The organism is Variovorax sp. AC103 (genome assembly GCF_979254005.1).
This window is the reverse complement of sequence record NZ_CEEDFC010000001.1, coordinates 393233-407430: the sequence shown is the minus strand read 5'-3', so window position 1 is coordinate 407430 and position 14198 is coordinate 393233. Positions and strand designations below refer to the sequence as shown.

At 70.6% G+C, this 14198-nt stretch carries 9 protein-coding genes; 2 read left to right on the top strand and 7 right to left on the bottom strand.

The features are described from left to right. Nucleotides 1–123 precede the first annotated feature (123 nt). Together AC0IYU_RS01840 and AC0IYU_RS01835 are read left to right on the top strand one after the other, a co-directional pair. On the top strand, nucleotides 124–483 hold the full coding sequence (locus AC0IYU_RS01840; protein WP_472112358.1) for a hypothetical protein: 360 nt from the start codon (nucleotides 124–126) through the stop codon (nucleotides 481–483). Nucleotides 484–619: 136 nt separating this feature from the next. Beyond that, nucleotides 620–1990 (top strand): putative bifunctional diguanylate cyclase/phosphodiesterase, encoded by a 1371-nt coding sequence (locus tag AC0IYU_RS01835; protein WP_472112355.1) that lies wholly within the window; start codon nucleotides 620–622, stop codon nucleotides 1988–1990. A gap of 39 nt (nucleotides 1991–2029) precedes the next feature. Here the strand turns inward: AC0IYU_RS01835 and AC0IYU_RS01830 are convergent, their stop codons facing one another. The 7 genes from AC0IYU_RS01830 to bcsD are packed head-to-tail and all read right to left on the bottom strand — an operon-like array spanning nucleotide 2030 to nucleotide 14186. Then, nucleotides 2030–6424 carry a cellulose biosynthesis protein BcsC gene (locus AC0IYU_RS01830; protein ID WP_472112352.1) on the bottom strand — a complete coding sequence of 1465 codons (4395 nt, stop codon included), beginning with the start codon at nucleotides 6422–6424 and terminating at the stop codon, nucleotides 2030–2032. Beyond that, nucleotides 6400–7734, bottom strand: coding sequence for a cellulose synthase complex periplasmic endoglucanase BcsZ (bcsZ, locus tag AC0IYU_RS01825; protein WP_472112350.1), 1335 nt, complete (start codon nucleotides 7732–7734; stop codon nucleotides 6400–6402). Before bcsZ ends, AC0IYU_RS01830 begins: the two co-directional genes overlap by 25 nt. A gap of 7 nt (nucleotides 7735–7741) precedes the next feature. Beyond that, a complete protein-coding gene (gene bcsB / locus AC0IYU_RS01820; protein WP_472112348.1) occupies nucleotides 7742–10195 on the bottom strand; it encodes a cellulose biosynthesis cyclic di-GMP-binding regulatory protein BcsB in 2454 nt (817 codons plus the stop codon). Then, on the bottom strand, nucleotides 10192–12360 hold the full coding sequence (gene bcsA, locus AC0IYU_RS01815; protein ID WP_472112346.1) for a UDP-forming cellulose synthase catalytic subunit: 2169 nt from the start codon (nucleotides 12358–12360) through the stop codon (nucleotides 10192–10194). Before bcsA ends, bcsB begins: the two co-directional genes overlap by 4 nt. Then, nucleotides 12357–13199 (bottom strand): cellulose biosynthesis protein BcsQ, encoded by an 843-nt coding sequence (gene bcsQ, locus AC0IYU_RS01810; protein WP_472112343.1) that lies wholly within the window; start codon nucleotides 13197–13199, stop codon nucleotides 12357–12359. Before bcsQ ends, bcsA begins: the two co-directional genes overlap by 4 nt. Before the next feature lies 1 nt (nucleotide 13200). Beyond that, nucleotides 13201–13716, bottom strand: a complete 516-nt coding sequence (locus AC0IYU_RS01805) for a hypothetical protein (protein ID WP_472112341.1) — start codon at nucleotides 13714–13716, stop codon at nucleotides 13201–13203. Further along, on the bottom strand, nucleotides 13713–14186 hold the full coding sequence (bcsD, locus tag AC0IYU_RS01800; protein ID WP_472112338.1) for a cellulose biosynthesis protein BcsD: 474 nt from the start codon (nucleotides 14184–14186) through the stop codon (nucleotides 13713–13715). The genes AC0IYU_RS01805 and bcsD overlap by 4 nt, the downstream gene beginning before the upstream one ends. Nucleotides 14187–14198: the final 12 nt, after the last annotated feature.

Below are 14198 nucleotides of genomic sequence, written 5' to 3'. Positions count from 1 at the left end.
ACCGGCCTGCGGCAGCGTGAATTAGTTGATGCTTTGCCCGGGCGCGGGCGTAACCTGTGCCGCGGGGCCGTCGCCGGGTCCCCTAAGCTCTCGCCCAGTTTCAAGGAGCAAGAACACATGCGCATGACGATGAATGGTCCAGGCCGGGTCCGGTTTGCACTGAGGGCCGTGGCCCTGGCGATGGGTACGGGCTTGCTGCTCGCAGGCTGCCAGGCACCCCCGAAGGACCGGCCGCTTACCTCCGAGGTGCCCGAGCCGCCGAGCTTCGCCGCGCCGCCCGAGGCCTGCCGGGCCGCTGCCGCGCGTTTCGGGCTGGGCCTGCGTGCGACCCCGCAGCTGCTGGAAGAAATGCGCCAGCGCGCGGGCGCCACGCTGGCGCGCGTCGTGCTGGCCGCGGACACCGACTATCCGGCGCCGGACATCACGCGGCTCAGCGTGCAGATCGAGTCCACCGGCCGGGTGGTGGGTGCGTTCTGTGGCTAGCCCGGCTGGCGGCGGCCGCGGGATGCATGCACGAGTGTTGTGCGCACACTGCGCGTGTAACATTTCTGGGTGCCTGACCGCAGAATGCCCCGAATTGGGAGAACAATAGTCCGCGACTTTCCGGAGCCACAGTCTTTTGTCGAACACCCAACCTCCCGTCTCATTGCCTTCGTACTACGACGGTTCGGCACGCCTTCCGCCGGATGAGGTGCTGCGCCCGCTGATGGCCGATTGGGCCCGGGCAGGCAAGCGCCTGGCGGCTGTCTGCTACATCGACGTCGACCGCTTTGCCGAGCTGAACGACCGCCTGGGCATGGTCGCGGGCAATGCCGCGCTCGAAGAGGTGGCCCGCCGCGTGCAGGCGCAGTTGCCCCGCGAGAGCGTGATGGCCCGGGTGGGCGGCGACGAGTTCGCGGCCGTGTTCGCCGGCCTGGGCACCTCGCAATGCGCGCAGGTGCTCGAACGCATCCAGACCGCGCTGGCCGAGCCCTGGGTCTGGCGCGACCAGCCCGCCAGCATCGACGCCAGCATCGGCGCCATGATGCTCGACAGCAACGGCCCGCCGCCCGAAACCGCCCTGCGCCAGGCGCAGCACGCGGCCTTCTTCGCCAAGCGCGCGGCCGACGGCAAGGTGCACTATTTCGACGCCCCGCAGGCGCGCGCCGACGAGCAGATCGTGCGCGAACGCCAGCGCATCCAGGAAGGGCTGCTGCAGGGCGAGTTCTTCCTGGTCTACCAGCCCAAGGTCGACATGCAGCGCGGCGTGGTGGTCGGCGTGGAGGCACTGATCCGCTGGCAGCACCCCGAGCGCGGCCTGCTGCCACCCGTGCAGTTCGTGCCGCTCATCGAGGACGATGCGCTGGTCGAGCAGGTGGGCGACTGGGCCATTGCCACCGCGCTCTGGCAGGCGCACCAGTGGCGCCTGGCGGGCCTGCAGATTTCGGTGAGCGTGAACGTCGCGCCGCGCCACATGATGCGCTGGGACTTCGTCGACCGGCTGGCGCGCCACCTGGCGCAGTTTCCGAAGCTGGGCGCCGGCATGCTCGAGCTGGAAATCCTCGAGACCACGGCCATCAGCCAGTTCGCGAACGTCGCCCTGTTCGTGGAGGCCTGCAAGGCGCTGGGCGTGGGCGTCACCATCGACGACTTCGGCACCGGCTATTCGTCGCTGACCTACCTGCGCCAGTTGCCGGTGTCTGCCGTGAAGATCGACCAGTCCTTCGTGCGCGGCATGGCCGAGAACGAACAGGACCGCGCCATCGTGCAGGGCATCCTGGCGCTGCTGAATGCGCTCGGCCTCACGGCGGTGGCCGAGGGCGTGGAAACCGCGAAGCTGGGCGAAGTGCTGCTCGCCATGGGCTGCACGCTGGCCCAGGGCTACGGCATTGCCAGGCCAATGGCCGCCAAGGACATCGTGCAATGGGTGGCGCAGTACGAGCAGGCGCCCCTGTGGGGCACCGACGCGCCGACCGGCACGATCGTGCTGCCCGCTGTGGCCCCCAGCTGACAGGGCGCCGAACCGGGGCCCGGCGCCCCGGCTTGCGCGTCAGAGCAGCGGCGTGTAGGGCGAGGTCATCGGGTTCAGCGTGGTGCCGCTCCCGCTGCCGTAGCCCGGCGCACCCAGCGTGCTCGAGCCGCCGAACATGTAGCGCAGGTACACGCTGCCGGTGAACTGGCGGTAGTTCTGCGCGTTGTTGAAGCCGAGCGCACCCCCCAGGAACATCTTCGGCGCCAGCTGGTACTCGAGCACCGCGGCCAGGTTGTAGGCCAGGCCGGTCTTCGACGTGCTGGCGTACGTGTTGTTGTAGACCGCACTGCTCAGGCCCAGCGCCAGCGCTTCGCTGGCCGCGCTCGATGCGCCGGCGTTGCGCGTCGGGTCCGTCGGGAAGTAGGGCGACGACTTCTGGGTGAACGACTGCACGCCCAGCGAGGCGTTCACACGCCATGAGAGCCGGTCGGCGCGGCCGGTCCAGTCGACCGGGAACGCCACGCTCACGAAGCTCTGCGGGCTGAAGTAGCCGCCTTGCCCGAAGGTGTAGTAGCTGAGGTTCTTGTCGTAGCCCATCAGCCCGATGTTCATGCCCAGCGTGAGCTTGGAGCTGGCGCTGTTCAGCAGGTGCAGGTAGGCGCCGCCGCCCGTTTCGAAGCGCGAGTTGCTGGCCACGTTCTTGCCCGTGATGCCGTGCGCCGCGAGGTAGCCGTACACACCGTAGGTGCCGTCGTCGTAGCCGATGTCGCCGCGCGCGCCGGTGGCGACCACGCCGCCCCAGCGCTCGTTGGTGCGCTCGTCCTTCGCGCCGGCGAACGACAGCACGCTGTCCGTCACCGCGCGGCGCGAGAGGTCGGCCTTGTAGGTCCACGAGTCGCCGAAGCCACCCTTGAAGGTGACGTTGCCCACCACGTTCGTGGTCGGGAAACCCAATGGCGTGGTGCCGATGCCGGCCTCGAGGTTCTTGCCTTCGTAGCCCACGTTCAGGCCGACGCCGCTGGCGTTCTGCTGGTTGGTCGTCGTGCCGCTGCGCAGCGCATTGAGCGCCGCCGCCGGGCCGCCGCCGAAGCGGCTGCCGGTGGGGTAGTCGCTGGCGGGCGTGCCGGCGTCGAGCACCGTGGGCGTCACGCCCACGACGATCTTGCCTTCGCCGACCGGAAAGCGTGCCTGCACCGGCAGCTGGAAGTCCGACAGCCGGCTCAGGCCCGCTTCGCCCGCACGGTTGCGAAAGACGGTGCCGGCGGTGAGGCTGACGGCACGCTGCGCCTCGAGGTCCTGCAACTCGGAGGTCAGCGTGGTCGCCGGCGCGGGGCGCAGCGGCGCATTCCAGCTGGGTTCGCTGCGCGGGGCGTTGGCCTGCGCATAGGCCGCATTGGCTTGCGGATACACCGGATAGCCGCCCGGTTGCGCCTGCGGAATGTAGACCGGCGCCACCTGCTGCGTGCCGGGCACCGGGTACTGCTGCATCGGCTGCATCGACGGTGCCACATAGGCCGAGGCTTGCGGCACGTTGCCGTTGTTCGCGTTGTTGCGCGCGGTGCGCGTCGCGCCCTTGGCCGTGGACGCGCGGCCCTTGGCCGTGGACGCCGGTGCGGCGGTACCCCAGGGCAGGGCACCCGGTGGGTAGGCGTTCGGCGTTGCCCCGCCCGGGTAGGCAGGGTAGGCCTGCTGCTGCGGGTTCACGGGGTAACCCGCCGCAGGGTAGGCCTGCGCGTAGACCGGTGCCGCGGCCGCCGCACCCGGATAGGACACCGGCTGCATGCGCGCCTGCTGCGCGAACGGGTTGCCGTTGGCCGGCGGATAGCCCGTGGGCACGGCCGCGCCCGGCGCGCCGCTGCCGGTCATGCCGGCGAACGGGTTGCCGCCTCCCATCTGCGACGGCACGCCGCCCGGCGCACCGCCCGAGGCGACCTGCCGTTCGGCGTCCACCGCCGCGCGCAGGTACTGCTCGGCCTTGCGGCTTTCGCCCGCATTGCGGTACACGCGGCCGGCGGCAGCCAGCACGCGCGACTGGTCGGGCGCCTGCTTCAGCGCGGCCATGACGTAGTTCTCGGCCTCGCCGTGTTCGCGTTGCGCACTGGCGCTGGCGGCGGCGGCCAGCAGGGTGTCCAGGTCGGTCGGGTTGCGCTGAAGAATGCGCTGGTACAGGGCCAGGGCCTGGCTCTCGTCGCGGGCCGCCGAGTACATGCGCGCCAGCGCGCCCATGGCCTGCGGGTCGTTCGGGCGCTCGGCAAGCACCGGCGCCATCGCGTTGTACGCGGCTTCCAGGTTGCCGGCTTCGCGCAGCGCGTCGGCCTGTCGCAGCGCGAAGGCCACGCGCAGGCTGTCGAAGTCGTTGCGCTGGCCGGCCGTCATGTTCACGCCGGCAAGCTGGCGCAGCACGGCGGACAGCTCGATGTCCTGCTTGGTCTTGAGCAGCACCGACGCATACAGCAGGCGGTCGCCGGTGCTCGGGGTGGGCGAGCGCGCGAGCAGCTGGCGGCTCATGGCGAGTGCGCGCGGCGCGTCGCCGATCTCCGCGTAGGCGCCTGCCAGCTGGCCCCACAGTTCGGCCGGCATGTCGGTGCTCAGCGCCGACTCGGCCTGGGCGAGCACGCCGCGGGCCGCGTCGACCTGGCCCTGGCGTGCCAATGCGAGTGCGCGCGCGGCCTGCGACTGCGCCCACAGGCGGCGCTGCAGCCCGGCCATGTCGCGCGTGCGCGATGCGGCGGGAATGCGTTCGAGGTACTGGATGCCGGCGGCCGAGTCGCCCGTTTCGGAGGCGAGCAGGGCGCTGGCGTACAGCGCGTCGGGCATGTCGGGCTGCGACATCAGCAGCCCTTCCATCACGCCGCGCGCCTCGGACACCATGCCTTGCTTGCGGTAGATGTTCGCCAGGTCCAGGCGCACCCACGGGCTGTCGGGCGCCGCGAGCATCGCGTCTTCGAGCGTGCGCTGCGCGCCGGCCGCGTCGCCGGCATCGGCCTGCTGGCGGGCACGGGTGCGTGCCTGCTCGACCTGGATGTCGCGCAGGCCGCCGAGCTGCGTGGCCTGCTCGGGCGTGAGGCGGCGCGCGAGCGCCAGGGCCTCGTCGGGGCGGCCGGTCTGGCCGTACACCGAGATCAGCCCGCGCAGCGCCTGCGTGTTCTGCGGCTTGCTTTCGAGCACGCGCTTGTAGCCCTGTTCGGCCTGCGCGAAGTCGCCGGCGGCGGCGCGCAGGTCGGCCAGCGCGTTCTGGCCCACGGGTTCGCGCGCGTCGATGCGCACGGCGCGTTCATACAGCGACTGCGCACCGCGCAGGTCGTTCTTGCCTTGCGCGGCGCGGGCCTGCCCGACCAGCGTCCAGTAGGTGGCGCTTTGCAGCGCCGAATTCCATTTGCTGCCGCCGCCGCGCACAGCGCGCTCCAGCAGTTCCTGCGCTTCGCTGAAGCGCTCCTGGCGCAGCCGCACCAGGCCCAGGCCGCCCAGGGCCTCGGTGTCGTCGGCCTTGGCGCGCAGCGCCAGCTGGAAGCGCTGCTCGGCGGTGGCCGCGTCGCCGCGGTCCAGCGCCTTGAAGCCTTCGCCCACGGGCACGTCGGGCGTGCTGGCCGCGGCGGCCTTGGCGGTGGTGAGCGTTTCCAGCCGGGCAGCCACGGCCGCATCGGTCTGGTTGCTGCTCAGGTAGTCCTGGTAAAGCGGCACGTCGGGCTGGCGCGCGTCGAGCCAGATCAGCGCCTGGCGCCAGGCCGCGCGCGCGGCGCCGGCCACGGCGGGCTGCTTGCTCAGCTCGACCAGTTCGCGGATGCCGGCGCGGCGCGTCGGTTCGCTGTAGGTCTTCTGCTGCGCCAGCGCGAGCCGGTAGTTGGCGTTGTCGGGGTGGTCCTTCACCAGCTGCTCGAGGCCCTTGCGGCCCTCGTCGGCACCTTGCGGCGTGCTGGCGAGCACCTGGTAGTACTCCAGCGCCAGCGCCTCGGGCGGCGCCTTGTTGTCGAACTGGCTGCGGTACAGCTCCACGGCCTCGGCGGCGCGGCCGCTGCGCGCGGCGGCGCGGGCGCGCTGCAGCGTGCTGCCGGCCTGGCCGGGCTGCTGGGCCTGCTGCTGCAGGCGTGCAAGGCGCGGGTCGTTCGGGGCGGCGGCGCGCAGCCGGGCGATCCAGCTGCGTGCGGGCTCCGCGTTGTTGCGCGACAGCTCGACCTGCGCCATGCCGTACATCGCGTCGGCCGAGCGCGGGTTGACGGTCAGCAGCTTCTTCCAGCTCTCCTCGGCCAGGTCGGCACGGCCCTGGGCCTGCCAGTAGTTGCCTTGCTCGACGAGCGCCGCGGCGGCGTCGGCCTGCGCGTGGGCAGGGTTGGCGGTGCACAGCGCCGCGAGCATGCCGAGGCAGGCCATCCATTGCTGCGACTGGGACGACAGGCGCCCCGGCGTGCGCGGCGACGCAAGTGGGGCGACGCGAGAGGGACGCTGCGGCTTCAAGCCGGTCGATTGGGACGGCATAGCGTTCTCCATGAGGTTTGCAGCTGGCCGTTTCGGCCGAATTCATAGCGGCCGTCGAGCCAGGCCTGCCCGAAAAGCAACAGGCACTGTTCGTAGTAAGGCAAAGGCGCCACCGGCGGGGTGGTGTCGTTCGGCGCACGAGGGGGCACGCGGCCGCCCGGCACGCGCGCGACCTGCACGGCCAGGGCGTCGTTGTCGTTCAGCGCCTTCAGGTAGGGCAGCATCGCGCCCGAGAAACCCAGCGGCGCCATGCCGCGCACGGCACCCGTCACGGTGTCGACGTATTCGGGCACCGGATGGCCATTGGCCAGCTCCTGGTGCGGGCCGCGCAGGCTCAGCAGCAGCATCTTGCGGGCCGGGTCCTTGTCGGACAGCATGCCCGCCCAGAGGTACGTGCGAATGGCGTCGTAGCTGCCGGTGGCACCCTTCAGCGGGTCGGGCACGAAGGCGCGATCGCTCTGCGACCAGGCGCACCAGTCGGGCGCGAAACCCTTGGGCGTGACGCCGCCGAACATGCGCAGCGTGTTGTCCGTGACCTCGCTCCACGGGCCTGCCGGGTCGGCCTGCTGGAAGTAGCGCAGCAACTGCAGCGGCATGTAGCTCGGGTTGAGGCGCCACAGCGGCCCGCTGGCCACCGACTTGGGCCAGGGCAGCAGCATGCGGCCGAGCCCGGGCAGCGAGATCACTTCGTCGCGCACCACCATGGCCAGTACGGCGCGCCCGAGGGTGCGGTAGTTGGCCTCGTTCCAGAGCCGGCCGCCTTCCATCAGCGCGTAGGCGATCCACAGGTCCGAGTCGGATGCCGAGTTGGCATCGAGCACGCCCCAGCCGCCTTCGGGCTTGCGGCCCCACTGCCAGGCCGGCAACTGCTTGGCCAGGCTGCCGCCCGCGAGGTTGGCCTCGGTCCAGGACAGCACGCGCGCGAAGGTGGCGCGGTCGTTGTGGACCAGCGCGAAGAACAGGCCGTACGACTGGCCTTCGGAGGTCGACTGCTGCTGCGCCGTGCTGAAGTCGATCACCCGGCCGTCGGGCTGGATGTGGCGCCCCGAGAAGGCGGCCCAGTCGGTGGCCGGATGGCAGGCCGCGGCGACCGGAGCGGGAGCCGGCGCAGCCGCGGACGAAGAAGGCGAGGGCGCGTTGGCCCGTGCGGCTGCGGAAGCTGGCGCCGCCGCAGGGGCGGCAGCAGGCGCGGTGCCCGGCGCGGCGGCCGCCAGCTTGGGAAGCGTCAGCGCAAGGCCGGCCGCCGCCAGCAGGGCGCGTCGGCCCGCGAGCGGTGGGGGGGAGGGCGTGATGATCTGCAAACGTCGCATGAAGAGATTATTTGGCCTTGTTGACCGACAGGCGACGGCGCGCCCGCAGTTGCAGGCCCGCATAGGACACGGCCGCGCCCAGCAGGGCCAGCACGATCACCAGCGCGCCCAGCAGCAGCGGGCTGCGCGACAGGTTCCATTGCACCCAGGCGATGGGAGGCAGGCGGCCGACGTAGTAGGTGTCGCCGCCCAGCACGCTGTTGACCTGCGTATCGCGCACGATGGTCATGCTGCCCTGCACGCTCTTGAGCAGGTCGGGCGTCATGAGCGCGTTGAGCAGCGCTTCCTTCGAGCCCGCGGTGGTGATGGCGGCGATCACGCTGCGCCCGCTGCGCAGCGGCGACTCGAAGCCGGCCAGCACCGCGTCGCGGCCGTCGTCGCTCACCGCGATCTGCATCGCGCCGGGCAAGTCCTCGCGGGTGCGCGCGCCGATCACGAAGTCGACGGCGTTGTCGATCCAGCTGTTGAGCTTGAGCTCCGGCGCATTGCCGTTGCGCTTGAGCGGCATCTTGTCCGCCCACTGCGTGAACAGCGGCTGGCTCTGCAGGTTGCCGATGACCAGCAGGTCCTTGTCGGCCCATTGCGCCGCCTCGCCCGAGCGGCCCACCTTCACGCGCAGCGCGGGGTAGCCCGTGGAGCGGCCGATCTGGCCGAGCAGGCCCAGGTAGGTCTCGGTGTCGTTGCTGTCGGGCTGGTCCGGCAGGATCACGGCGGTGTCCGACAGGTCGGCCATGCGCGAGAACGGGAAGCCGCCGTTGGCATAGGCCGCCAGCTCGGGCATTGCGATGAAGTGCGGGAAGCCCGACACGTCGATCTTCGAAGTCGGGTCGATCGAGCCGCGCACGTTGTCAAGCTGCGGCACGCAGCGCCCGCCCACCGGTTCGAAGTAGTAGTGCAGGCGCAGCTGGCTGCGCGCGCCCATGGCCAGCGGCGGCAGGATGATTTCCTTGTTCTCTGCCAGCGTGCCGTCGGGCATCAGCTTCACGGCCAGCGGGTTCCACCAGCGGTCGCCGGCCGGGTTGGCCGAGCGCAGCGGCAGTCCGCCGATGAAGTTGTCGTTGACGTTGACGTTCAGCGTCGACTGGTCGGGCCGCACGCGCGGCGTGTAGCGGTATTGCAGGTCGAGCGGAATGCCGCGGCTGCGCCAGGTGAACAGGTCGGGCGGCAACTGCAGGTTGACGCGCACCACGTCGGGGTTGTAGCCGGTCACCGACAGGTCGGCGGCGGTGGTCAGCTCGCCGAGCTGCAACGCGCGGTCACTCGGGATCCAGCGCGGCGCGTCATAGGGCTTGCGCGCCGGCGGCTCCTGGAACGCGGTGACCGCGGCCTGCGCGCCGGCAAAGGCCTTGCTGTTGAGCGCCAGCGCGGCGGCGGCCGTGCGCAGTTCGGCCGGGTTGCGCCCCATCACCAGCAGCAGCTTGCCCGAGACGTCCTGCGGGTTGTCGACCACGGCCAGCGCCGGGCCCTGGATGGCAGGCAGCGTGAGGCCGGGAATGTTCGACTCGGGCGTGACGAACACCACGGCATGGCCGTTCGGCAGTTCGCCGCTGGACACCGGAAAGGTCGCGCCGCGGTAGTCGGCCAGCGAGCCGAACCACGACGACAGCACGCCGGCCGCTTCGAGCACCGGGCCCGCCGCGGGCGCGCCGAAGACGAAGGGAATGCGCGCGCGCCGCACGTCGCGGCGGTCGAAGAAGGGCTGCGGCAGCGTGGCCAGGTCGTTCGTGAGCTTCAGCGGCGCCACGGTCAGCTTCAGCGTGCTGGTGGCGTCGATGCGTGCCCACAGGCTGGTGTGGGCCGGGTCCTCGCACTCGCGCGTGTAGTGGCCGATCAACTCGACGTTGATGCGGTTGAACTCGGTGATCAGGCGCCGGTCGATCGGAATGTCGGCCGTCTGCGGCTTGCCCGCGTCGGCGCGGTTCACGGCCAGCGTGGCCACCAGCACGTCGTTCACCGTGACCTTCAGGTGCGACAGCTCGGGAATCAGCGAGGGCGAGTAGGCGTAGTTCAGCTTGAACGAGGCGGCCGTGACCAACTCGTCGGCGCGCACGTTGAACGGAATGCCCACCGTGCCGCTGATGCCGCGCAGCTGCACCGCGTAGTCGATGCCCAGCTGCGTGAGGTTGAATTCGCGCACAGCGCCGGCGGCCGGGCTGGCGGCAGGCGCACCGGCGGCCACGGTGGCGGGAGCCGGCGGCACAGCCGATGCGCGCGATGCGGCCGCGGTCGGCGCGGTCTGCGCTGCCGGCGCGGCCGCCGCAACGGCCGGGGCCTGCGCACTGGTCGAGGGCGGCGGCGCCAGCGGGCGCGGCTGGGCGCGGGCACTGCCCGCGAAAGCAGCGAAAGCACCCAGAAGAGCCACCGTCAGCAGCGTGGCGCCGGCGGGCGATTGCGAAAGCGAGCGGGAAGCCACGCGAGCAGGGGTCACGGCGCGACGGTGCGCGCGCTGGGTGGTCGTCACGTGGATTCCTTGGCTTTGACGGGACGCAGCCGCGAGGCGGCCGCACGGTAGTAATGGCTGAACATGTCGCGAAAACCTGTGCCGCTGATGCTGATGATGTGACCGAGCACCCGGTGGATGGGCACGCGCGGATGGTTGCCCCAGCGGGCCGCCCAGATGTCGGCGCGCGCGGTGGTGCACTGCACCAGCGCGCGCTCCTGCGCGAAGCTCATCGGTGCGAAGCGCAGGCCCAGGCGCTTGCCGGCGCTGAAACGCACGGTGGAGGCGAAGCGCGACTCCTGGTCGTTGCGGTACAGCGCCACCTGCACCGGGGTTTCCAGGTCGAGCTTCAGGTCTTCGGGCAGCTCCACGCCCAGGCCGCCGCTGGAGAAGTCGAAGGTGTTGCAGCGCAGCGAGCGGCCGTCGGCGAAGTACAGCGTGGCCGGCAGCACCAGGTCCACGCGGTGCGCGCCGCGCAGCTGGCGCGACTCGTTGGCCGCGGCCACGCAGGCGCCCAGGATCATCAGGTTGTAGATCGTCCAGGCCAGGTTCAGCCACACGGTGGCGATGTTCTGCGGGTCGACCCAGGTCAGGCGCCACACGCCCAGGCACACGCCCACGAAGTTCAGCGCCAGCAGCACCAGGCTCGCCTTGGCGATGGTGCTGTCGAAATACTCTTTCTGGATCAGGCCGCCCTTGGCCGTCACGTTGAAGCTGCCGAGCTTGGGGTTGATCAGCGCCACCAGCGTGGGGCGGAAGATGTACCAGGCCAGCACCGCCTCGTACACCTCGTTCCACAGCAGGTATCTGAAGCGCCCCTGGATGCGGCTGTTGGTCAGGTTGGCGTGCAGGATGTGCGGCAGCGCGAAGGCGAAGATCATCGACGCCGAGGCATGGATCACGCTCGCGCCGAAGTACAGGTAGGCCAGAGGCGCGGTCAGGTAGATGAGCCGCGGCAGGCCGTACAGGAAGTGAAGCATCGCGTTCACGTAGCACAGGCGCTGCGCCCAGTGCAGGCCGCGCCCGAACAGCGGGTTGTCGATGCGGAAGATCTGCGCCATGCCGCGCGCCCAGCGAATCCGCTGGCCCACGTGGCCCGACAGGCTTTCGGTGGCCAGGCCGGCGGCCTGCGGCAGCGCCAGGTAGGCCGTGCTGTAGCCGCGGCGGTGCATCTTCAGCGCGGTGTGGGCGTCCTCGGTCACGGTTTCCACCGCGATGCCGCCCACTTCTTCCACGATGGTCCGGCGCAGCACCGCGCAGGAGCCGCAGAAGAAGGTGGCGTTCCACAGGTCGTTGCCGTCCTGGATCAGGCCGTAGAACAGCTCGCCTTCGTTGGGGACCGTGCCGAAGGTGTCGAGGTTGCGCTCGAATGGGTCGGCCGAGAAGAAATAGTGGGGCAGCTGGACCATGCCCAGCTTGGGGTCGCGCCCGAACCAGCCCATGGCGATCTGCATGAACGAGCGCGTGGGGATGTGGTCGCAGTCGAAGATCGCGACGAACTCGCCCGTGGTGTTCTTCAGCGCGGCATTGATGTTGCCGGCCTTGGCGTGGCGGTTGTTGTCGCGCGTGACATGGGTCACGCCCACGTCTTCGCAAAACACGCGGAACTCGTCGCGCCGGCCGTCGTCCAGCACGAAGATCTTGATCTTGTCGCGCGGCCAGTCGATCGACTGCGCCGCCAGCACGGTCGAGCGCACCACCGACAGCGCCTCGTTGTAGGTGGGAATGAACAGGTCGATAGTGGGCCACTCGGCCGGGTCTTCCGGCAGCGGCACCGGCTTGCGCTCCAGCGGCCAGGCGGTCTGGATGTACCCCAGCAGCAGCACCACGAACGCGTACACCTCGGCCATCAGCAGGCCCAGGCCGAGCATCAGGTCGACCGGGTTGTCCATGAACATGGTCTCGGTCACGCGCCAGTAGGTGTAGCGCGAGGACACGACCACCGACAGGAAGATCAGCACCAGGCCGGCGAAACGACCGCGAATCCGGTTGGTGATGAGCGCCGCCGCGAAGATGCCCACCGACAGCACGATCTGCTGCTCGAAGGTCATGGGCGCGATGATCAGCGCGGGCAGCAGCACGAGCGCCACGAGCCAGCCGGCGATGCGCACCGGCAGCAGGCGCAGCAAGGCGGGGGCAGGGCGCGGGGCGGGTTGCTCCTGCGGGCCGGGCGAGGCGCTTTTCATCGGGTCTGTTCCATGTTCCGCGGAGAAAACGGGTTTTGGGCTTGTTCTTGTTCGTGCGCCAGCCGTTGCCGGTGCCGCCCGGCATCGACGCGCTCGAGCAGCCGCTCGGTGCACGAGGCAATGTCCTGCGTGGCCTGGCTCATGGGCGCGTAGCGCTGCACCGGCACCGCCGAGGCCAGCGCCTCCGGCACGGCCTGGTCCAGGTGCAGCACGCCGAGCAGGTCGGGGCGCAGTTTCTGGCGCAGCATTTCGAAGACGTCGTGGTTCAGGCGCTTGCCGGGGTCGACCTGGTTCACCACGTAGCCGGTGCCGAAGTAGTCGGCGCGCGGGCGGGCGTACTTGTCGAGCATGCGTTCGATGATCGGCAGGGTGGCGAACGAACCGGCATCGGCCAGCACCGCCACCACGCTGAAATGGGCCGCGCGCAGGGCCTGCTGCAGGTAGACCGACGGGCCGGGCGGGGTGTCGAGCACCACCAGCATGTCGGGGGGCAGGCCGAAACGTGCCAGCGTCTCGGCCAGCCAGCCGGGGCTGCGGGCCAGTTGCTGTTCGAACGCGATCTGCCGCTCGTCGTCGACGTCGCCGAAGGGCAGCAGCATGACGCCGCCATGCGCCGGGCGGATGGCGCGGGCCCAGGGCATCAGGCCGGTGGCGGCCTCGACCAGTCCGGTGTCGCAGGCCTGCGGCTCGCTGGCAATGTGAAAGCGCAGGGCGTTCTGCGGATCGAGGTCGATCGCGAGCACCTGGCGGCCGCGCTGCGCGAGCTCGGTGCACAGGTTGGCCGTGACCGTGGTCTTGCCTACGCCGCCCTTGGATGAAATGACAGGGATGACGACCATGTCACGTCGGCCTTCGCCAGCGGGACATGGGGCCGGGCGGCGCGGCTGGGGGCTGCGGGGAGACCAGGCGCTCGAACAGCTGTTGGAGCGGAGTGCTTGCGGCGCCGGGCGCGGCGGCCAATGCAGCGGTGGGTGCGGCGGCGGGTCGGGCCGGCGGCGCGCTCAGCGGTTGCGGTGCGTGCAACGGCGCCAGCACGGGTTCGATGCGGGCCGGCGGCGCGGCGAACAGGGGCGCCGGCGCCGCGACCGGTGCCGGCAGAGGCGCTGGCGCCCAGGCCGGGGGCGCGACAGGTGCGGGTGCCACGGGAGCAGGCGCGGGGGCAGGCACAGGCGCCGCCGGCAAGGCAGCTTGCACCGGGGGGTGCGAGATCTTCTCGCCCGATAGCAAGGCCCAGGCGCGGGGCGCTTCACCCTCGGCCTCGGGCGGCGCGAATTCCCTGTAGCCATGGGCGTCGCCGCCGAACTTGCGGAACAGCCCGGCAATGTCTTCGGGGGTCGGTTCGTCGGCGTTGCTCATGCGACCGCCTTGGACAGTCGCAGGTCGATGCGGGGGCCGGCTTGCACATCGGGGGGCAGCGCCTGCACCCTCAGCTCGGGAGGCATGTGCTGCGAATCGAACCATGCCTGGTACACGCCTTCGAAGAAGCCGGTGCTCCAGTCGGTGGCGTCGGGCCCGAACGCCACGGCGATGGGGCTGCAGGCGTGGGTGATGGCCACGCCGTCCGCGTCTTCGCTCAGCACGGTGAAGCCCCAGTCGATGCCGTCCCAGCGCGCATTGAAGTGGTCCTGCAGCTCATCGAGCGTGGCGCAATGAGGCACCGGCAGGGCATGCGCCAGACGCTGGCCGATACGGAAGAAGAGTTGCTTCAGGTCCTCGGGCGGCAAACCGGCGCTCAGCTCTGCAGCCAGACCGCGGTTGAATTCCAGCCATTGCGCACTGCAGGAGTTCCTCTCGTAATACTGAATAAACGTCGCGCCAGTGTCCATGTCGGTGCATTC

What these genes read in the sequence shown, in the direction of transcription:
- AC0IYU_RS01830 (WP_472112352.1), bottom strand. Translation starts at nt 6,424, where the DNA reads ATGCCGTCCCAATCGACCGGCTTGAAGCCGCAGCGTCCCTCTCGCGTC.
- bcsD (WP_472112338.1), bottom strand. Translation starts at nt 14,186, where the DNA reads ATGGACACTGGCGCGACGTTTATTCAGTATTACGAGAGGAACTCCTGC.
- bcsQ (WP_472112343.1), bottom strand. Translation starts at nt 13,199, where the DNA reads ATGGTCGTCATCCCTGTCATTTCATCCAAGGGCGGCGTAGGCAAGACC.
- bcsZ (WP_472112350.1), bottom strand. Translation starts at nt 7,734, where the DNA reads ATGCGACGTTTGCAGATCATCACGCCCTCCCCCCCACCGCTCGCGGGC.
- bcsA (WP_472112346.1), bottom strand. Translation starts at nt 12,360, where the DNA reads ATGAAAAGCGCCTCGCCCGGCCCGCAGGAGCAACCCGCCCCGCGCCCT.
- AC0IYU_RS01805 (WP_472112341.1), bottom strand. Translation starts at nt 13,716, where the DNA reads ATGAGCAACGCCGACGAACCGACCCCCGAAGACATTGCCGGGCTGTTC.
- AC0IYU_RS01840 (WP_472112358.1), top strand. Translation starts at nt 124, where the DNA reads ATGACGATGAATGGTCCAGGCCGGGTCCGGTTTGCACTGAGGGCCGTG.